Below are 20,061 nucleotides of genomic sequence, written 5' to 3'. Positions count from 1 at the left end.
TGAGAATTAGGAGGGAATTGGATAGTTGCGACGATAATCCATGAAGTTGAGACAATAACTAGGAAAGTTGCGACGATAATCCAAAAAGTTACGACGATAACATGAATAGTTACGACAATAATCCAAGAAGTTGCGACGAATCCCCGCCCCATCACTTCGCATTAAAATCACACAAAAAACCCCTTTTCACCAATTGGCGAAAAGGGGTTTTTAAATTAAGCTAAAAGACCTTCAACAGCTACATACGGAAGTCCTTGTGCATCAGCTACCGCTTGATATGTCACGTGTCCTTCTAATGTGTTAATTCCTTTAAGAAGTGCGCTGTTATCTAAGCAAGCTTGTACATATCCTTTGTTTGCAATTTGCACTGCATAAGGAACAGTTACGTTTGTTAAAGCCATAGTTGATGTACGTGGTACAGCTCCAGGCATGTTAGCTACTGCGTAATGAACCACACCATGTTTTTCATATGTTGGGTTATCGTGAGTTGTGATACGATCAGAACTTTCGAAAATACCACCTTGGTCTATAGCAATATCAACTACTACCGATCCAGGTTTCATTGACTTGATCATTTCTTCTGTAATAAGTTTAGGTGCTTTCGCTCCTGGAATTAAGACAGCGCCAATAACAAGATCCGAATCTTTTACAGATTCAGCGATGTTAAATGGATTTGAAATTAATGTTTGCACATCGCGACCAAACAAGTCTTCTAATTGACGAAGACGATCTGGACTTAGATCGATGATTGTAACATCTGCTCCCATTCCAACTGCAACACGAGCAGCGTTTGTTCCAGCAATCCCGCCACCAATAATAGTAACTTTACCACGAGAAACTCCTGGTACTCCACCAAGTAAAATTCCCATTCCACCGTGGATTTTCTCTAAGAACTGTGCACCAATTTGAGTAGACATACGTCCAGCTACTTCACTCATAGGTGTTAATAATGGCAATGAATTGTTTGGAAGTTGAACGGTTTCGTAAGCAATTCCAACCACTTTATTATCCATTAAAGCTTTTGTTAATTCAGGTTCTGGAGCTAAATGTAAATATGTGAACAAGATTAGACCTTCATGGAAATAACCATATTCAGAAGCAATCGGTTCTTTTACTTTCATGACCATATCAGTTGCCCATGCTTCTTTAGCTGTTGCCACAATTTGTGCACCTGCTGTTTCATATGCTTCATCTGTGAAACCTGAACCTAGTCCTGCTCCTGTTTCGATATAAACATCATGTCCGAAAACTGCTAAGTTAACAACTCCTGCTGGTGTCATAGCAACACGGTTTTCATTGTTTTTAATTTCTTTAGGTACTCCAATTTTCATTTTGAAACCCTCCTGTGTTTTATGTAAGTAAGTCAATTGAGCCGACATAATTAAATTATTGAAAGCAAATCAATTCTATCAGATATAATTGAAAATGGCTTTAAAAATCTTTTTATACAATAATTTTAGATAACTCTGTCAATTGAAAGTTGGTGAATTACAAATGGCAGGAATGAATAACCGAAATTTTGAGCAGTTTGGATTGGAAGCAGTCCCTTCTTCTCTTCAACAATCTACTTGGAAAGAGTATGCGATCATTGCTTTTGCTTTTTCCGTAAATGCTGGAAACTTTCTAGTTCCATCTTTAGCAGTTACTCAAGGACACCTTCCATGGTTACCTGCTTTTACCGCGGTTTGGATAGGTGCTTTATTAGCATTTTTATGTGTATCCGCACTTTCTGTCCCTGGTGCTCTTTATGGTCTTCCTGGTCAATACATTTTGCGTGCTTTTGTTGGGTCTTGGCTTGCCACAAAAATCGCATCACCTATCCGTGTGTTAACTTCATTATATTGGTTTAGTGTACAAACAATTGGTGGGACATATATTCTACAATCTGTTGTTTCTAACTTCTTGAACATTCATATTCCGTTTACGCTTTTAGCGGTGTTTACGGCTAGTCTGATGGCTTATTTGGCTCTCGTTGGATACGATGCTGTAAAAAAAGTAACGAGATTATTTTTACCCATATTAATTATTGGACAAAGTCTTATGCTATTTGTCATTTTCACAGAAGTCTCAGTATCGTCAGAAAATTCCTTTCCTAATACAACTTTTGACTGGGGCATATTTTTCTTTTATATGAGTTTAGCATTCGTCCAATTTGTTTCGGGTGTTAGTGCTTCTAGTGATATGACCCGTTATGCTAAATCTGCACGTCAAGGATTCTCTGGTATGTTCCTTGGAAATTCCGCAGGTTATTTAATGACCGCTTTATTAGGAACATTAGTGGCGGCATTTTTCCAATCCACGAATCCTTTCGTTGTGCTTAGTGAAGCGACTACAAATACTTTTATTGGACTTTTCATTACCTTAAGCGGTTTACTTGCCATGATTTCTATCAACATTGGAAATGCATATACTGGAGGGTTTAGTTTACTTAATACGTGGCCTTCTCTTGGAAGATTAAGAAGTGCTTTATTATTCGGGATAGTAGGCGTAATCCTAAGTTGTTTTCCAAGCCTTTCTACTGAAGCAGCCTCTATTATCTCGATTTTAGGAGCGGGCATTGTTCCATTATCAGCAATTATAGTCGTAGATTATTTATGGATTAAAAAAATGTCTATCTCAGAAGAACTCATGATGAATGTGGTCCTTGGTTCTTATAAAATAAATCTTGCAGCCATTCTTACATTTACCTTTATGAGTATTGCTTACTTAATCACCCCAAAGGAGCTTTCACCGGGAATGCTAATATTTATTGGTAGTTCGATAGTTTATTTTTCGCTTCACAAGTATATAGTCACAAAATAGACCCTAATTGACGGAAATCCTATTGAAAAAGCAGGATTTCCAGATTGCTTACCGAAATCTATATATATAGAAAAATTTTGAAGGAGGAATTTATATGACACTTTCATACAAACATATTTTAGTTGCGGTAGACGGGTCTAAAGAAGCAGCATGGGCTTTTAAAAAATCAATTGGCGTAGCACAACGTAATGATGCGACATTAAATCTAGTAAACGTGATTGATACACGTTCATTTGCAGCCATTGAAGCTTATGATCGATCAATCGCAGACCGTGCACAAGCGTTTGCTGAAGAATTACTAGGTAATTATAAAAAAGAAGCTGAGGCGGCTGGAGTTACAAAAGTAAATGTAATTGTTGATTACGGTTCTCCTAAAACAATGATTGCTAGAGAAGTTGCTAAGAAAGTAGAAGCTGATCTTATAATTTGTGGTGCTACAGGTTTAAGCACCGTTGAACGTTTTTTAATCGGAAGTGTATCTGGACATATTGTACGTGCGGCTAAATGTGATGTGCTTGTTGTCCGGACAGAAGAACACATTTAACTAAGAAAAGCGTAAGACGCCACTCTAGCACGCCTACGGTTATAGAAAAAATGGATCGGACTGTTTGCGAATGAGTCACTTAGCAGTAATTATTAAATTTAGCGTAAGACCTGAATATATTTCTGATGATCCTGAAGCTTTAGCTTTATTGTCCGAATCTACAGTAGAAGCAAATGTAAACGTGTCAGAATTAACCGGTTCTGAACTGATGGTTTACTCAACTCCCGATGGTCAACAACATGTAGCGCGCGTTAGTTCCAACGCGCATATCCAAACCGTCAAAAAATTAAACTTGCGTTTGACTTGGCTAGGGCTCATTTCTTCGATAATGAAACTGAAAGTCGTATCAGATAAAAAATCCTCGTCCAGTATTTTATCTGGAAGAGGATTTTTTATACTTTCTTTAACGAATCCAAAACATGTTGCACCGTTGCTTTTAGCCGGTGGCAACACCTTCTCGCATTTAATCCACCATTAGCAATATCTTTGGTTTCAAATGTGCTCTATTCTTCCGTTTCATTCGTAATCAGTTTGCAATTATTCTTGAAGCTGCTCCGTGCAATCCCGCGCTTTCTTTATATGCACTTGCTTCAATTCGTTCTTCTTTACCTTTTAACAATGGATGATGCAAATACTGTCTAACCTCTTTTCGCACTAGTTCGATGAGTCCCGGATGATTATTGAACACACCACCCCCAAGGACGATACAATGTGGATCCTCTAAGACGATAATATGATAGATTGCTTTCGCTAATGTACATATAGCTTCGTTGACAATTGGTAAAATGCAATCGTTGCCTTCATAATAAAACTCCATCATTTCTTTTAGTGTCAGGTTTGTGTTTTTCAACAATTTCTTCCCTTGAGCTTCCAGCGAAGGACCAGATACAAGGGACTCGAGAGAAGTTCGTGGAATATCTGTCAAATTAAACCCAATTTCTCCTGCCATGCCTGCACCTCTCAAAAACATTCCCTTATATATCGAACAACAGGAAATACCCGTACTAAGTGTTACATAAACAAAAGACTCCTGAGAGAATTCACGGTTTGTATATTCTCCCCACGCCGCCATATAAACGTCATTGTCCACAATAATATTCGATTTAGGAAACTCATTAGCAAGCCTTTCGGTTAATAGGAAATTTCTCCAGGGCAAATTGTTTTGGAAGATTGCAATCCCGTTTTCACTGTCAACAATCCCTGGAATTCCTACTGCGATCCCGTTTATTTCATCAATATGAACAAGCGTATTCATACAAAGAGACTTGAATGAATCAATCAGTGACTGGAAGAGTTTCTCTCCGTCATTTTTTTCGCTTCGTATTTCGGCGGCTTGCAATACAGTCCCGTTTGCGCTTAACAGGGCTGTCGCGAGTTTTGTACCACCGACATCAGCAGCCAGAATGTATCCCATTTACACCCCACCTCCGATTATGACAATTTAACAACTTGTGTAAGATTCCGTGGCTTATCTGGATTAAACCCAAAATTCACAGCACGATGATACGCAATTAATTGAAGATATGGAACATATATGGCATGCCGGTTCAGATCACTTATATCATTCGTCAATTCAATTATTTCATCTGCTTTAAATCCTACAGAAATCGGACCGATTGCTAGTACATATCCGCCAAGCCTTTGAATATCTAAAACGAGTTGCTGGTCATAGTCTGCTGTCTCGAGTTGAATGAGCAAAACGACAACTGTCGAACCGTCTACAATTGAAATTGGACCATGCCTAAACTCCAAGCTTGAATAGCTCTCACATTCTGTTTGCGTCATTTCTTTTAATTTTAAAGTCGCTTCTTTCGCTAATCCGTTATATGAACCTGACCCAAGGAAGATAAACCGTTTCTTCGAATAATCTTCAGCTACCTTTTTTGTTAAACCTTCGGATGATAACGCGTTCCTTACCAATTTTGGAACTTGCTTTAGTTCATCCAAGTTTTGACTGGATTCCGCTTGTTTTGCAGCGAACACTTGGAGAGCAAATAGCATATTTGAAAACGATTGAGTCATTACAACACTATTCTCCGAGATATGATCAAGTGCGATCACTTGATCTACCGCTGCTGCCATCGGGGTATCCCCATTACATGTAACCGCTAATGTACGAATATCAGCGTTCCCCTTAAAATGATCGAGGGCAATGAGAATCTCTGAAGTTGTTCCCGATCTTGAAATTCCAACGACAAGGTACTTTTTCCCCGGTACAATAGCTGTAGATGTATGAAGGAATAACTCCGATGCAGGCAGTGCTGATGCAAACTGTCCTGTCACCGTTTGATAGTACTTTGCAGCTGAAGCAGCTAGATAAAATGAAGTTCCACAACCCATGAATAACACTTGATCTACAGCTTCGTGTTCAATTTCTAACTCCTTCACAAGCTCATAAGTTTTTTGTAATTGTTCCGCTTGTCCCATGATTTCATTATACGTATGCATACTATTAATACCTCTATCTGTCATTTATTTTTCGAATCGTAATTTGTTCCATGAAAGCTTCCACTTGTTCGAGATCAATAAAACCGATTGCGCTGTACATTGCATTTACTGAAYCGCATGCAATAGCCCGCTTATAGGCAACGCTATATACTTCATTGTGAGATAACCCATACAGCAAGCCACCGACGAAGGCATCTCCGCTACCGACCGTATTGACAATATCAATCTGAGGGGCATCTGCTCTGAAACACCCAGATTTATTGACAAAAATCGCTCCTTCTCCAGCCAATGTGAAACAGACATGCTCGATACCGGCATCGACGAAACACCTTCCTACTTTAAACAATTCACTTTCAGTTACAATCGATTTCCCTAGTAGAGCGGCAATTTCATGCTCATTCGGTTTTATCGCAAACGGCTTTGCCTTTATTCCATTTTGTAGCGCATCACCACTTGAATCAAGGATCACCTTCGCACCGTTGTCATTTATAATTCGTATGAGGTCAGCATATGCGGTTTGGGGTACCCCTTTCGGTAAACTACCAGATAACGCAAACCATTTTACGCTTTCTGATTTCTGTCTAGCCCAGTCAAGCATGGAATGCCACTCCGCTTCAGATATGTCCGGACCGCCTTCGAGCAATTCAGTTCCTCCACTTTTGTTCTTATCAAGCACTGTTAAGCAAACGCGACTTTCGCCCTTAACGGAAATGAGATCACTTGCAATCTTGTGTTTCTCCAACAGACTGCGAATTCTAACGCCGTTCAAACCGCCTGCAAAACCACCAACATCAACGTTAGCACCGGAATAGTGGAGAACTTTTGCGACGTTCATACCTTTTCCACCTACGTCTTGTGTAATAGAAGAAACTCGATTTGTCCCCCCGATTTCCATTGATTCAACTTCATAAACTTGGTCGATTGCAGCGTTCAGCGTAATGGATGTAATCATTTTTGCAACATCGCAATCTTCGTTTTAACTAGCTCAATAAGTGCCTCTCTTGCTGGAATGAAATATTTTCTCGGATCACTTTCTTTTGGATTCGCAATTAAATACGCCCTTAATTCCTCTGCGAATAAATCTTTTAGTTCGGTCGAGAAGTTCACTTTTGCTACACCGTAATCCAAAGATTTACGTACACTTTCTTTAGGTACTCCTGAAGCTCCGTGCATTACGAGCGGGAGATTCGACACTKCCTGAATTTTTCCCAGTAAATCGAATTGCAATTTTGGTTCTTTTTTATAATTACCGTGTGCAGTTCCGAATGCAGGAGCAAACGAATCGATGCCGGTCTCCCTTATGAATCGCTCCGCCATCAGCGGATCTGTGAATAGAGCTTGATCCTCCATAGAAACTAAATCATCTTCCACACTTCCAATCGTGCCAAGCTCCGCTTCAACTGGTACACCCAATGAACTGGCGGCATCAGTCACTTTTCGGACCAGTGCAATATTGTCTTCCAATGAAAGCTTAGAACCATCAATCATTACAGACGTATATCCCGCGCTCAAACATTCCGTCACGACTTGAAATGATTCACCATGATCGAGATGCAAAGCGACGGGTATTTTCGCTTGTTCAGCGGCCGCTTTTGCCAACGCAATCATATACGGCATCTCAACATATCTGTATGTACTGGAAGTTGTTTGTAGGATGACCGGCGACCCAATTGCTTCTGCACCAGCGATTATTGCTTTAATAATTTCCAAATTGTGAGCACCAAATGCTCCAATTGCATAGTGGTTCTGGTGTGCATCTTTTAACATTTCTTTCGTTGTGACGAGTGTCATAAAATGACCCCTTTCATTAATGGGTTGTTGGTACAACTTTACTTATTTTAAAACTCATAGAAAAATCTATGAGTTTATACGAGATCTGTGTAAAATCTGCAACGATCTCCACGTACGATTGAAATACAATACTCAACTGGTTGATCGTTCGTGTCATATGCTGTTCGTTCTAAAAGCAAAGCGGGTTTTCCTATTTCCGTTTCGAGAAGCGTGCTTTCCCCTTCCCTAATTAAAACCGGTTCGAAAGCTTCTTTTGCCCGAACAACAATCACGTTATAACGCTCATCCAACAAGTCATAAAGGGATGATTTACCTACTTCATACAAAACAGACATGTCTTGAATAACTGACTTCGGCATAAATGACGATTCAAGAATAATCGGTTCATCATTCGCACAACGTAACCTTTTCATCTCAATGACATTTTCACCAGGAGCAAGTTGTAGCCCGATTCTAACGGATTCAGATGGAGTTACTTCTTTTACTTCAAGTACACGGTCAGTGGGATGAAGTCCTTTTTCCCGTAAAACGCGACTAAAACTATAAAATCCGCTTAGTGATTGTTCAAACTTCGGTCTCGAAACGAAAGTACCTTTCCCTTGAACGCGATATAGTGATCCTTCTTGGACCAATTCTTCAATAGCTTTCTTCGCTGTATTTCTACTAACATGAAATATGTCCATCAAACGGTTTTCCGAATCGATTTTATCGCCTGGCTTCCAATCTCCTATTCGGATACGCGCATCCAATCTTTGCTTTAATTGATGATATAACGGAATGACACTTCCTTGATCTAATGGTTTCATAACATTCCATCCTTTATCCTAATTCTCACACTTTCAATATATCACCATTTCAACAAGATTTACACTAATTGAATGCGCCATTACGTTGATAAGCAACAGCTCCTCTGCAAATCGTCAATTCGGGTTGTCCATTCTGAGCGAGGACAACGATRTCGGCATCTTTCCCTGCCTCAATCGATCCTTTTCGATTGTATAAACCTAAACGTTTAGCCTGGTTCGTAGAGGTGATTTTTATTTGATCATATATCGAAAGTCCAAGCCACTTCGCAATATTCAATCTTGCATCATTCATCGTCACGATACTTCCCGCCAAAGATCCATTCGAAGATAATGTACATTTCCCCTCAAGAACGTTCACTCGTTGACCGCCTAAATTATAATCCCCATCAGGCATCCCTTTCGCGCGAATCCCATCAGTAATGACCACAATTCGTTCGGGCCCTTTCATCTTCAAAATAAGTTTCAACAAATCGAGATGAAAATGAATACCATCCGGAATGATTTCTACATAAACTTCGTCATGTAGAAGGGCAGCACCTACAACGCCAGGGTCACGATGGTGTAAGCCTTTCATTCCATTAAACAAATGAGTTGCGTGTGTTACTCCATGACTAATTGCACTGACAGCTACATCATATGAGGCATTCGTATGACCCATCGATGGGAGAACACCTATCTCCTTAAGTTCTGTTAACAACTCAAAATTGTTGTCTAACTCAGGTGCAAACGTAATAATTTTAATCGTTTCTCTGGCCAATTCCTGCCATTCTTTAAACAAAGTAACATTCGGAGGAATGATTTCTTTTTCCGGTTGGGCCCCTTTTTGTTCTTTATTAATAAAAGGTCCTTCCAAATGAACGCCTACCATTTCCGCGACTCCTGCTCCATTACTGTTTTCCATATATTTCGCAAGATTTAATAGCGCTTTACTGATGTGCTTTACCGGATTTGTCATCGTCGTCGCAAGATAAGAAGTTGTCCCTTCCTTTGCAAGCGCTTGTGCAATTCCTTCAAAAGCTTTATGACTCGAGTCCATAAAGTCAAATCCCGCTGCACCATGAACATGAATGTCAATCATTCCCGGGATTACGTATTGTTTCCCAGTACAATCGAATACACTATCTACCTCTCTAAAAGATGGACAATTGGCCATATCTCCAACAGATTCGATTTTTTCTTCTTTAATATGAACATATCCATCGTGCAAGATTGACTTTTCAAGAACGATTGTTGCATTAGTCAAATATAGATTTCTCATGAAGTGCTTCCCTCTCTTATGGATTGAGTCATGTTCCCAACTTCCTCTGACTTAAACGTACCATCAGATTCGCCTTTCAGTCTGAAAGTTTGTGAGGACATCCATGTAAGAAAGAAGATTGTTAAGCTTATACCAAAAAACGGAAGAAGGCCTGGTATGAATAAGAAAATTCGGTACAGTCCATAAAGCCCCATAGCAGAACCAATCACTTGAACTGGGAACGAAATGCTAAGTAGAAGTGATGCTGAAAAATAACGGGACAACGGGAGGTCGTAATGAGCAAACACTTGGAATATATTCATCACCATTACAGCATACAAAATCGTAATCATGACCATAAACGACAACAAGAAGAAGCCGAAAGTTCCGTTCATCGTCAATACAATTCTTAAATTGAGAATGAGAAAATAGCCAATGAAAATCAAAATGACACCAATCTTATTCGAGTTGATAAACTCCGCTTTATACGTCGTCCAATAGTTTCGGATAAGTAATCTTAAATCATCTTGACCATGAAATCTTTTTCGCATGACGACGAATAGCCCTACAGTAGCTGGCGAAATTCCTAAAATAACTAACCCAAGAATTGTAAGACCTATCCACATCAGTTGTAATAACGCTAGCATGGTAACAAATTCAACAAACCAATAAAGCTTTCCTTTCCAGCCATGTAAGTACAATCAAATTACCTCCCTGAAAGGGTAAAACTCATACAAAGAAGTTGTCTTTGTATGAGTTTTTTATTTTACTTCGCTTCTTTCGAGCGATCATATGCCCCTTGAGAAACTACAAGATACTCTTGTATTCCCATTTTTTCAAGTGTCTCCTTGTAGTCATCCCACTTACTGAAGTCTTGTTTGCCTGTAATAAAACCTGCAGTCATTTCATCTATATATGTTTGAACATCTGTCATAATAGCACTGACCTTGTCGGTTTCATCAAGCGTATAGTTCAGCCCTGGAAGAATGTTATCGTCTTTTATGCGATATGGACGAACTTTCTCAGCATTTACAGCGGAATTTTCTTTTCCTTCAGCACCTTGGAAGAATTTTTGTCTAACCATTCCAGGATAATATCCTCCTGGCCAAGTCAAGTATTCACTAATCGCCTGGTCCATATTTAAACCATTCGGATTGTCTGTGATCGTATCTAAATACTTGAAGTTTCCATCTTTATCTTCTTCGTACGTGACATCTTCGAAGCCCATGAAGAACATTTTAGAGCCTTCTTCCCCATAAAAATAATCCATCCAGCGAACCATTGCTTCTGGATTTTTTGCCTTATCTGTCAACACGAACATCCCAAGATTTCCAAGCCCATTCGAAACTGTATTATAAGCACGTTCGCCAGTTGGACCTTCAAGAACCGGTACACCAACATAACCGTCAAGATTCAGTAATTCTGCCGGGTCAATTTCGTTCAGTAAACCAAAATTCCCTTTAGAGGCTTCTGCTGAAAACTCCTGCGGTTGTACCGTGAAAACATCTTTGTTAATTAAACCTTCTGTATAAAGCTTGTTTAAGAATGTAAGTAATTCCTTATATTCATCCGTAGCCGGAACAAATCTAAATTCTTCAGTACCCTCTTTAAAGTCAAGGTTTTTGTTCATTGACCCTTGCTTATTCAAACCATACGTACCGCGCAAATAATCAACGAATTCAACTATGCCGTATCCTCCGCCCCATCCAAGCTCATCTGCTTTTCCATTACCATTCGGATCTTTTTCTTTGAAAGCTTTTAAAACTTCATACAATTCTTCTGGAGTCTCAGGCTCCTTTAGTCCCAATTTTTCCAGCCAGTCTTGTTTAATCCATGGAGTCATTCCTCGGAGTGCTTCAAAGTTCGGGTCATAAAATGTTGGGAAACCATAAATATTCCCATCCGCCATCGTGACTCCTTCTTTCACCGAAGGATAATCTTCTAGAATCTTTTTAAAGTTTGGTGCATATTCATCGATATAGTCATTTAATGGTAGAAAAACACCCTGCTGTCCGTACTTGATTAAATCTGTTTTCGGAAAAGCCGAAGCGAAAAATAGTTCAGGGTAATCTCCAGATGCAAGCATTAAGTTTCTTTTCTCTACTAATCCCTCAATTTGCGTTGTTTTCCAGTTCACTTCAACGTTTGTCAATTTCTCGTACTCTTCCCAGAGCATAAGTTTATTCCAATCTTGTGAGGCGAAGAATTTCGCAGCAAAACCATCCACTTGAATATTTTCTTCAACAATTGGCATGCCGGTTGCTTTTACATTACCGGCATTAACACTTTTTTTAACGGCCCCTTCCTCTTCAGAACAAGCTCCCAAAATACTTGCCGTTAGCAATAGACTTGCTGCAACACCTGAAAAATTCCTTTTCTTCAATACATTCTCCCCCTTGACTATCCTTTTAATGATCCTATCATGACGCCTTTCACGAAAAACCTTTGTAAAAATGGATAGAGCATTAGCATCGGTAAGTTTGCAACAATTAGCACCGCGTATTTCAAACCCTCCACACTAAGTTGTTGCGCTAAAAAGCTTTCCGAAGTTGTTTGAATCATGTCGTCGGTTTGGCCTTTAATAAGAATTTGCCGAAGTATTAACTGTAGCGGAAACTTCTCTTGATCCTGCAAATAAATCAATGCCTGGAAGTATGAATTCCAATGGCCAACCGAATAGAAAAGAACCATTACAGCAATGACTGGGAACGATAAAGGAAGGACGATATTCCATAAAATCCTGAAATTTCCACATCCATCAATCATCGCGGATTCCTGCAATTCATGCGGGATGGACTGGAAGAAAGTTCTCATTATAATAATGTTCCAAACCGCAACTGCATTTGGTATCACCATAACCCAGAACGTATTTAGCATCCCAAGATCCCGAATGAGTAAGTATGTTGGGATAAGCCCCCCACTAAAGAAAATTGTAAAGATAATAAATGCCATAATAACTCCGCGACCCTTTAAATCTCTACGGGACAGTGGATATGCTGCTAATATTGTCATGACGACGTTCAACACGGTTCCAAATACCGTATATTTCAACGTGTTCATAAATCCATTGATAATATCCTGATTTTTAAAAACCTTGTCATAAGCATCCAAAGTAAACTCTTTAGGCCATAACCACATCTCACCTGATACAACATATTGCGGGTTACTGAGTGATGCACTGATTACAAATAGCAATGGATATATCACCATCAAGGCAACAATGGTCAGGAACACATAGTTGAATATATTAAACGTTCGATCTGTCTTAGAGTCTCTCAACTAACCCCACCCCTTACCATAGACTTGTCTCATTCACTTTTTTTGCAATGTGATTGACCATTAATAGCATAAAGAAATTAATTAACGAGTTGAACAGCCCCACTGCAGCAGAGAAACTATATTGTGCTTCCAAAATCCCACTTCTATAAACAAATGTCGAAATTACATCAGACGACGACATATTCAAGGCATTTTGCATAAGATATACTTTTTCAAATCCGACAGCCATTACAGATCCTGCATTCAAAATGAAGAGAATGACAATCGTTGGCATAATCGCCGGAATGTTAATATGGATGATTCGCTGAAACCTTGATGCACCGTCTATCATTGCCGCTTCATGTTGTGAGGGATCCACTGCAGCTAGTGCAGCGATATAAATGATAGAACTCCATCCCATCGTTTGCCACACGTCTGAAAATACATACAAACTTTTAAACAAAGCTGGCTCAGTTATAAAATCAATCGGTGCCCCACCGAAAAGTCGAATCACCTGATTGATTAACCCGTCCGTTTTCAAGAAAAGGAGTAGCATTCCAACAACTACAACAGTTGAAAGGAAATGCGGTGCGTATACAACCGTTTGTACAAATTTTTTGAAACGTAAGCTTTTCACTTCATTTAGCATGAGTGCTAATACAATCGGAATTGGGAATGAGACAGCTAGAGTGAATACACCTATCCCGACAGTATTTTTAATAAGCCTCCAGAAATAGTAACTATCAAAAAACCGTTCAAAGTGTTTAAATCCTACCCATGGACTACCTAAAATGCCTTTTGTCGCAATAAAATCTTTAAATGCGATTTGCAAACCATAGAGAGGGAAGTAATGGAATATGAGAAAGTATAGAATTACTGGTGTAAGTAACAAATAGAGTTCCCAGTTTTTCCGGACGGACTTTCTCCATTCAACCCATGTTTTTTTCTTCGCATTCTGACGATTTTTGAACAACTTCTTTTTTCTATATGTCTCAAATTTTTCAACTGGCGCCACACTTTCACTCATGTTTGTCACGATTAGACCCCCTTTCCTACGAATACATTCAGTTGTGTACGATGCTAGATTCTTGAGATATCATGACTACTTTACCACCTGCACGTATAGATTCTGTTGCCGCACATCCAACTGCCACACTCATTCTACCTGCAAAAGGCGTTGTGAGAGGTTGTTTATCGTAGAGGACCAGATCAACAAAATCTTGCGTTWTTTTAGGATCAGCCCCACCATGACTACCAGTCTCTTTTTTCATTTCGTATGTGACGTCGCTAAACTCTTTCCAGGTATTAGTTTTACGAGTTTTCAAGTATACTTTTCCGTTCACATCGTCGTTCTCAATTCGACCTTCTGTACCGATAAACGTATAATTTCGGGAATAGTCTGGTGTGAAATGACATTGGAGATACGATGCCTTAATACCACCTTCAAGTTCCATAATAAGCATATTATTATCTTCAACATCGATTTCTTCCCTGAATGCACATTCTGTAAATGTTTTTGGATTATATTCTGGACACGTATTTTTCAGATCACACTTTGGACATGTTAAGTCGTTTGGCATCTCCCCTCCAAAGTAATCAAGCCCGCCGAATGCCGCAACTTTCGTCGTGTACTTACCTGAAATCCAATGAATAACGTCAAGATCGTGTGAGCCTTTCTGTAATAGGAGAGAGGTCGTATTTTCTGATTTCCCATGCCAATCGTGGTAGTAGAAATAACCACCCAATCCGACGAAGTGTCGAACCCAAATTGCTTTTAATTCTCCAATAGCGCCTGAGTCAACTAATTCTTTCATCGTTTGGTACATGCTCATATAACGCATATTGAAACCAACCATTAAATGCTTTCCTGATCTCTGCCATGTGTCGATGATACGATCACATCCTTCGACCGTAATCGCAAGCGGTTTTTCAGAATAGACATGTTTCCCTGCCTCAAGTGCTGCTATGACATGCTCCTCATGCAGATAATCCGGTGACAATACCGCAACTGCATCAACATCTTTACGATTCAGAAGTTCTTTGTAATCTTGTGTCATGAAAACCGGTGATTCGATTTTCTCCTGAAATTTCAACAAGCGTTCTTCTGAGATATCCGCAACTGCAACTACTTCAGAACTACCTTCAGGCTTGTGCCAATATTCAGCAATTCCACTTCGAAGACCTGCCCCGATTATCCCCATTCTGACTTTCTTCATTTCTCCACCCCATCTTTTCTTGTTATCATTTTCTTCCAGGAAACATTTTCCCGATTTCGGGAAAACGTTTTCCTGAAAGTGATAATTAAATAAACTTGTAATAATCATGTTGATTGACGTACCAGCAATTCGAATGGCAATAAAGTTTTTAAATCAATATTCGATCTATCTTCAATTTGGTTTAGTAGAATCTTTGCCGCGACTACGCCCATCTCATATTGAGGAATAGATATTGTCGACAATGATGGAACTACGTATTGAGCCATTTCGTTGTTATCAATACCAATGAATGCAATTTCGTCAGGTATGTTAAGTCCTAGTTCATGAGCAGCCCTCATTGCGGCTATCGCCAGTAAGTCTCCTGCGCATAAAATGGCAGTTGGGCGACTGTTTTGTGGCCTACTTAGTAATTCCATCGAAGACATATAGCTTTTTTCCAGGCACCAACCTGAATCAATTATCCAAGTTTCTTCAATAGTCAATCCGAACTCGTGCATAGCCTTTTTGTACCCTTTGAAACGTTTTTCGCTTGCCATATTAACGTCATTCCCACCGCCGATGAAACCGATTCGACGATGTTTTTTTGATATAAGATGTTCCACAGCTTTATATGCAGCTTCTTCCCTGTCATAATCCACGGTGGAAATTGCATGATCACTATAGTTATAATCAACTCCCACAACCGGAATTAACTCCTTACAATCAATAAGGATTTTCTCATCGATTTTATCGATCAGCAACATCCCCTCAACTTCCTTTTCTCGTATCATCTGATGGAATAATGCCTCGTCTTCTAAATCCTCTCTGCTTAACAACAATAATGTGTATCCTGCATTATTCAATGTTTCGCTAATTCCCGAATAGATTTTCGAGAAATACGGGTTCGATTCAGCAAGACGCGGACTTGCAAGCCATGCGATTCTCTTCGTACTCTTTTTTTCTTGGTGTGTAGATGCTACAAGATGTCGTGCGTATTCGTTTGGTGTATAGCCTAACTCTTTTACAGCCATCCAAACTTTTTTCTTTGTTTCAGGATTTACATTCCGTGAAGAACTATTCTTTATGACGCGGGAAACCGTAGAAACTGAAACACCAACTTGCTCTGCAATATCTTTTAATCTCACCATTTTTTTACCTCTTCCCTTTTGTAACCGTTTTCAGTTATCAATGTTGTACCTTATTCTCCATTGTATCTAGCAAAATATTAATTTCAAGATAACTAGTCAACGGGTTGTAGGTACAACTTTGGGTAAAAAAAGAAGAATGTTTTTATATAGTCAGAAAATTGATATTACAAATAATATATAGTTAGATTTCTATAGTGTCAATATATTTTTTAATAATCTGATTAACAGACTATTATTATCTTACTCAAGCAGTACTCTTTATGTTTATATTTCAAATATACAGTGGAAACCCATATTTCCAGTGGTACTATCAGGAGTATTCCATTAACTAGCGCAACACGATACTGTTGCAATAAGAGTCGAGACAAAAGTATGATCCACACACCGTTCCCAAACGTTCACACAAAAATAGTACGGGCCTAACCCGTACCGCTTCTGTTGGCAACAGTTCCTCTGCCCACGCTGCAAATACCGAAGCATGGACAACTGGTTGATACTACTATCAAGATTCCCTATTCCATTTTTAGTTGAAAAGAAAAGACGGTTGACAATCAAGTGAACTAAAGATCGGTTATGGTTTAACTTTGAAGTATTAATATAACTTTACTGATTCATGTATCAAGAACCCTTGATATTCGCTAATCTCACCGTATCTCTAGCTATCATGACTTCCTCATTTGTCGGAATCACAAGTACTTTCACTGGAGAATGTGGGTAACTGATGAACGCTTCTTTGCCACGAATTTTATTTAAGTCTGGGTCCATGTAGACCCCCATGAATTGAAGACCAGCTAATACTTTTTCACGAATCACATCGCTATTCTCTCCAATTCCTGCTGTGAAAATAATAGCGTCGACTCCGTTCATGCGAGCAGCATAAGATCCAATATACTTATGAATTCGACTGGCAAAAACATCAAGTGCCAGTTGTGCACGTGCATTTCCTTTCAACGCTTCTATTTCAATATCACGTAAATCACTTGAAAATCCGGATACACCTAACATTCCTGATTTCTTATTTAAGACATCCAGTACTTCTTCAGCACTTTTATCGGTCTTTTCCATTAAAAATGGGATTAGTGCGGGATCCAAGTTACCCGAACGTGTACCCATTGTAACGCCTGCTAAAGGCGTGAACCCCATAGAAGTATCAATCGAACGTCCCCCGTCAATCGCTGCTATGCTAGCGCCATTTCCAAGATGACATGATATTAAACGGATCTTGTCGACTGGACGATTTAATAAATCAGCTGCTCTTCCCATTACATACTTGTGAGAAGTGCCATGAAAGCCATATTTCCGAATGCCATATTTTTTATAGTAATCATAAGGTATGGAATATAAAAATGAACTTTCTGGCATTGTTTGATGAAATGCTGTATCAAAAACGGCTACAGCAGGTACATCTGGTAAAGCTTTTTGGAATTCTTTGATTCCAGTAATATTTGCAGGATTATGTAATGGTGCCAAATCAGATAGTCTATCGAATACTACAATTGCATCCTCATCGATTAATACGGAATCACTGTATTCTTCACCTCCGTGAACAAGTCGATGACCGATACCATCGATGTCGTGTAGAGAAGAAACAGCATTTTGTTCCACTAGTTGCTGAAGTAAAAGTTGAACCGCTTCTGAATGATTTGTGACTTTTTCTATATCTGTTCGTTCTAGTTTTGTCCCATTTGTTGTTATAGAAAAGATGGGTTCTTTAAGTCCAATACGCTCGATTATCCCTTTAGCAACTACATATTCTTCGGGCATTCGAAGCAATTGGAACTTCAAGGAAGAACTTCCTGCATTGACTGCTAATATATTGACCATAAAAAAACGCCCCTCTTCCACTTATACAGTTATTGTACAGTGGAATAAAGAGGCGGACAACTATCAGTTTGTATTTTCTTGTCGCCACATTTTGACCTTTTCAAAAAATAAAGTCATGGCTTCTTTGTTTGACATATTCGGAGCTTTTGCAAGTAACACTTCTTTTGGTTGTTTTAAGTCACTTGATTTCTTTTGAAGGACGAGTAAGCTCTTAGCATGTGACTCATTTTTAAATAAGTTTACAGGCAACTGAACAACTGCTTGAATCCATGCATGCTTAGCAAAGTAAGAATGTAAATCTTTTGCTTGTGGCGACTCGAAAATTCCTTGTGGGACTAAAAATACTAAGTATCCACCGTCGACTGTGTGGCGAATCGATTGTTCGATCATTAAATGGTGAGCAAAGGACATTCCTTCCTTAGCCTTTAACTCAAATCCAGAAGCCGTTTTCTCATCCGGATAAAAACCAACTGGTAAATCACTAATGACAACATCTACTGGATCGATTAATAATGGTTGTAATGCATCCTGGCGGTAAAGAGTTACAGGTTGTTGCAATAAATCACCTGTTGAAGCAGCAAGTCTAATTAGCATGTCATCAATTTCAACAGCCGTAGACGAAGCTTTGTCTTGTAAAAAGTTTAATACCGTGAACAATAAATTTCCGGTACCAACCGCCGGGTCTAGTATAGAAACTTGTTCTTTATCCTGTGTCAATTGGTCAACAAAATAGCCGACAAGCAACCCCAGAGAATCAGGCGTCATTTGATGATGTGCTTGAACATGTTCTTTCATGCCTTTAAGAATGGTAAGTTGAATGGCTTTTCGAATATCTTCTTTTTGTATGTTTTGAATGTTTGGTTTGATATCACCGTCTAGCCACATCTCCGTTGTTTCCAACACGCCTTCAATATACGTTAATTCTTCAGAAGTTTGAAGTTTTTTAGCATGTCCATCGATAAATGTGAATAATTGTTCCACTGAACTGTTCATAATGTGCTCCTTTAAATGGCCTTCAAGACGTAAGGATTGTATATCCTCTTTTTTGAAAGCTAATGAAAATGGCAAACCCACTCAAATAACGAGTGGGTTTGTGTTACTTAATTTTTTACAGCTTTTACAGCTTCAATTGCTTTTTCGTAATTTGGATGCTCTGTTGCTTCCGGAACATATTCAACATATGTAACTTTATCATTGCTATCCACAACAAAAATTGAACGCGTAAGCAAACGTAGTTCTTCAATTGCAACACCATATGCTTTACCAAAAGATAAATCACGGTGATCAGAAAGTGTTTGTACTGAATCAATTCCAGCAGCTGCACACCAACGTTTTTGGGCAAATGGTAAATCGTTTGAAACGGTTAAGATGACAACATCTTCCCCAAGTTCTGCTGCACTTTCGTTAAATTTACGTGTTTGAGAATCACAAGTTCCAGTGTCTAATGAAGGAACAACACTTATTAATCTTGTTTTACCTTTTGAATCTTGTAATGTAACCGGGCTAAGGTCGTTCGCTAATACTGTGAAATCTGGCGCCGTGTCACCTACTTTAACTTCATTACCCATTAATGTCATCGGATTTTGCTTGAATGTAATTTGTGCCATTATAACGCCTCCCTTTTATTAATTAAAAGTATACCATTTCCATAAGAAAACTTTCGAATGATAAGCCTATGGTCAGCTAGCAGATTCATCAATAGCTAGAGTACCATTTTACGAAACCTTATTAAAAAGCTTTCGGATGTAGCAACTAGCTCACTTCAGAAACATGGTTGTACGAAGTGTCTACTTTCTTTTCATACACTTTTTCATGAATAACCATGGTATCTGCAATAAAGTCATGTAACCCTTGTTTTTTAGGGGTAAAGCCTATTACCCAATATAAAGGCAAGATCGTTGCCGAGAAAAAACGACCAATCCATTCACGAAATAAAATCGTCACAAAAGTGATGGATTCATCTTTTAAAGATATCACCCGTAGACCAAAAACCATTTTACCCACTGTT

At 39.0% G+C, this 20,061-nt stretch carries 20 protein-coding genes; 3 read left to right on the top strand and 17 right to left on the bottom strand.

The window, feature by feature from the left end; genetic code table 11:
- Positions 1 to 215 precede the first annotated feature (215 nt).
- Entirely contained in the window at positions 216 to 1,331 is a 1,116-nt protein-coding gene (ald, locus tag AC1DOS_RS09645; RefSeq protein ID WP_108585366.1) for an alanine dehydrogenase, read from the bottom strand.
- A 163-nt stretch (positions 1,332 to 1,494) separates the two neighbouring features.
- On the opposite strand from ald, the gene AC1DOS_RS09640 reads away from it, so the two are divergent.
- From AC1DOS_RS09640 to AC1DOS_RS09630, 3 genes are all read left to right on the top strand, one after another.
- Positions 1,495 to 2,802, top strand: coding sequence for a purine-cytosine permease family protein (locus AC1DOS_RS09640; protein WP_477537324.1), 1,308 nt, complete (start codon positions 1,495 to 1,497; stop codon positions 2,800 to 2,802).
- Between the two features lie 94 nt (positions 2,803 to 2,896).
- The gene (locus tag AC1DOS_RS09635; RefSeq protein WP_108585368.1) at positions 2,897 to 3,346 is read left to right on the top strand and encodes a universal stress protein; all 450 of its coding nucleotides are present in this window, start codon (positions 2,897 to 2,899) and stop codon (positions 3,344 to 3,346) included.
- A 70-nt stretch (positions 3,347 to 3,416) separates the two neighbouring features.
- Positions 3,417 to 3,824: a hypothetical protein gene (locus AC1DOS_RS09630; protein ID WP_477537323.1), complete on the top strand. Its 408-nt coding sequence runs from the start codon at positions 3,417 to 3,419 to the stop codon at positions 3,822 to 3,824.
- A 48-nt stretch (positions 3,825 to 3,872) separates the two neighbouring features.
- On the opposite strand, the gene AC1DOS_RS09625 is transcribed toward AC1DOS_RS09630, so the two are convergent.
- The 16 genes from AC1DOS_RS09625 to AC1DOS_RS09550 form a co-directional block, all read right to left on the bottom strand.
- Positions 3,873 to 4,760, bottom strand: coding sequence for an ROK family protein (locus tag AC1DOS_RS09625; RefSeq protein ID WP_477537322.1), 888 nt, complete (start codon positions 4,758 to 4,760; stop codon positions 3,873 to 3,875).
- 17 nt (positions 4,761 to 4,777) lie between these two features.
- Entirely contained in the window at positions 4,778 to 5,794 is a 1,017-nt protein-coding gene (locus tag AC1DOS_RS09620) for an SIS domain-containing protein (RefSeq protein WP_477537321.1), read from the bottom strand.
- 13 nt (positions 5,795 to 5,807) lie between these two features.
- Positions 5,808 to 6,746: a 1-phosphofructokinase family hexose kinase gene (locus tag AC1DOS_RS09615; RefSeq protein ID WP_477537320.1), complete on the bottom strand. Its 939-nt coding sequence runs from the start codon at positions 6,744 to 6,746 to the stop codon at positions 5,808 to 5,810.
- Positions 6,743 to 7,585 carry a class II fructose-bisphosphate aldolase gene (locus AC1DOS_RS09610; RefSeq protein ID WP_477537319.1) on the bottom strand — a complete coding sequence of 281 codons (843 nt, stop codon included), beginning with the start codon at positions 7,583 to 7,585 and terminating at the stop codon, positions 6,743 to 6,745. Before AC1DOS_RS09610 ends, AC1DOS_RS09615 begins: the two co-directional genes overlap by 4 nt.
- Positions 7,586 to 7,659: 74 nt before the next feature.
- Positions 7,660 to 8,391 (bottom strand): GntR family transcriptional regulator, encoded by a 732-nt coding sequence (locus AC1DOS_RS09605; RefSeq protein WP_477537318.1) that lies wholly within the window; start codon positions 8,389 to 8,391, stop codon positions 7,660 to 7,662.
- A gap of 64 nt (positions 8,392 to 8,455) precedes the next feature.
- A complete protein-coding gene (gene nagA / locus AC1DOS_RS09600; RefSeq protein WP_477537317.1) occupies positions 8,456 to 9,649 on the bottom strand; it encodes an N-acetylglucosamine-6-phosphate deacetylase in 1,194 nt (397 codons plus the stop codon).
- Positions 9,646 to 10,329, bottom strand: a complete 684-nt coding sequence (locus AC1DOS_RS09595; protein ID WP_477537316.1) for a YesL family protein — start codon at positions 10,327 to 10,329, stop codon at positions 9,646 to 9,648. Before AC1DOS_RS09595 ends, nagA begins: the two co-directional genes overlap by 4 nt.
- Positions 10,330 to 10,394: 65 nt before the next feature.
- A complete protein-coding gene (locus AC1DOS_RS09590) occupies positions 10,395 to 12,011 on the bottom strand; it encodes an extracellular solute-binding protein (RefSeq protein ID WP_477537315.1) in 1,617 nt (538 codons plus the stop codon).
- A gap of 17 nt (positions 12,012 to 12,028) precedes the next feature.
- Positions 12,029 to 12,907: a carbohydrate ABC transporter permease gene (locus AC1DOS_RS09585; RefSeq protein WP_477537314.1), complete on the bottom strand. Its 879-nt coding sequence runs from the start codon at positions 12,905 to 12,907 to the stop codon at positions 12,029 to 12,031.
- 13 nt (positions 12,908 to 12,920) lie between these two features.
- Positions 12,921 to 13,913 (bottom strand): ABC transporter permease, encoded by a 993-nt coding sequence (locus tag AC1DOS_RS09580; RefSeq protein ID WP_477537325.1) that lies wholly within the window; start codon positions 13,911 to 13,913, stop codon positions 12,921 to 12,923.
- A 37-nt stretch (positions 13,914 to 13,950) separates the two neighbouring features.
- Positions 13,951 to 15,102: a Gfo/Idh/MocA family protein gene (locus tag AC1DOS_RS09575; RefSeq protein ID WP_477537313.1), complete on the bottom strand. Its 1,152-nt coding sequence runs from the start codon at positions 15,100 to 15,102 to the stop codon at positions 13,951 to 13,953.
- Positions 15,103 to 15,206: 104 nt separating this feature from the next.
- Positions 15,207 to 16,229: a LacI family DNA-binding transcriptional regulator gene (locus AC1DOS_RS09570; protein ID WP_477537312.1), complete on the bottom strand. Its 1,023-nt coding sequence runs from the start codon at positions 16,227 to 16,229 to the stop codon at positions 15,207 to 15,209.
- 618 nt (positions 16,230 to 16,847) lie between these two features.
- Positions 16,848 to 18,053, bottom strand: a complete 1,206-nt coding sequence (locus AC1DOS_RS09565; RefSeq protein ID WP_477537311.1) for an acetate kinase — start codon at positions 18,051 to 18,053, stop codon at positions 16,848 to 16,850.
- A 63-nt stretch (positions 18,054 to 18,116) separates the two neighbouring features.
- Complete coding sequence (locus AC1DOS_RS09560; RefSeq protein ID WP_477537310.1) at positions 18,117 to 19,046, bottom strand: class I SAM-dependent methyltransferase; 930 nt, start codon at positions 19,044 to 19,046, stop codon at positions 18,117 to 18,119.
- Positions 19,047 to 19,153: 107 nt separating this feature from the next.
- Positions 19,154 to 19,660, bottom strand: coding sequence for a thiol peroxidase (gene tpx / locus AC1DOS_RS09555; protein ID WP_477537309.1), 507 nt, complete (start codon positions 19,658 to 19,660; stop codon positions 19,154 to 19,156).
- A gap of 145 nt (positions 19,661 to 19,805) precedes the next feature.
- Positions 19,806 to 20,061: RDD family protein (locus AC1DOS_RS09550; RefSeq protein ID WP_477537308.1), on the bottom strand; the 256-nt coding region annotated here is incomplete at its 5' end.

It is taken from the genome of Paenisporosarcina sp. P5_A11 (assembly GCF_056400705.1).
This window is presented reverse-complemented; position numbering and strand designations above follow the sequence as displayed.

Coding starts and splice junctions, on each gene's coding strand:
- ald (WP_108585366.1), bottom strand. CDS start 1,331: ATGAAAATTGGAGTACCTAAAGAAATTAAAAACAATGAAAACCGTGTT.
- AC1DOS_RS09640 (WP_477537324.1), top strand. CDS start 1,495: ATGGCAGGAATGAATAACCGAAATTTTGAGCAGTTTGGATTGGAAGCA.
- AC1DOS_RS09635 (WP_108585368.1), top strand. CDS start 2,897: ATGACACTTTCATACAAACATATTTTAGTTGCGGTAGACGGGTCTAAA.
- AC1DOS_RS09630 (WP_477537323.1), top strand. CDS start 3,417: ATGAGTCACTTAGCAGTAATTATTAAATTTAGCGTAAGACCTGAATAT.
- AC1DOS_RS09625 (WP_477537322.1), bottom strand. CDS start 4,760: ATGGGATACATTCTGGCTGCTGATGTCGGTGGTACAAAACTCGCGACA.
- AC1DOS_RS09620 (WP_477537321.1), bottom strand. CDS start 5,794: ATGCATACGTATAATGAAATCATGGGACAAGCGGAACAATTACAAAAA.
- AC1DOS_RS09605 (WP_477537318.1), bottom strand. CDS start 8,391: ATGAAACCATTAGATCAAGGAAGTGTCATTCCGTTATATCATCAATTA.
- AC1DOS_RS09580 (WP_477537325.1), bottom strand. CDS start 13,913: ATGAGTGAAAGTGTGGCGCCAGTTGAAAAATTTGAGACATATAGAAAA.
- AC1DOS_RS09570 (WP_477537312.1), bottom strand. CDS start 16,229: ATGGTGAGATTAAAAGATATTGCAGAGCAAGTTGGTGTTTCAGTTTCT.
- AC1DOS_RS09565 (WP_477537311.1), bottom strand. CDS start 18,053: ATGGTCAATATATTAGCAGTCAATGCAGGAAGTTCTTCCTTGAAGTTC.
- AC1DOS_RS09560 (WP_477537310.1), bottom strand. CDS start 19,046: ATGAACAGTTCAGTGGAACAATTATTCACATTTATCGATGGACATGCT.
- tpx (WP_477537309.1), bottom strand. CDS start 19,660: ATGGCACAAATTACATTCAAGCAAAATCCGATGACATTAATGGGTAAT.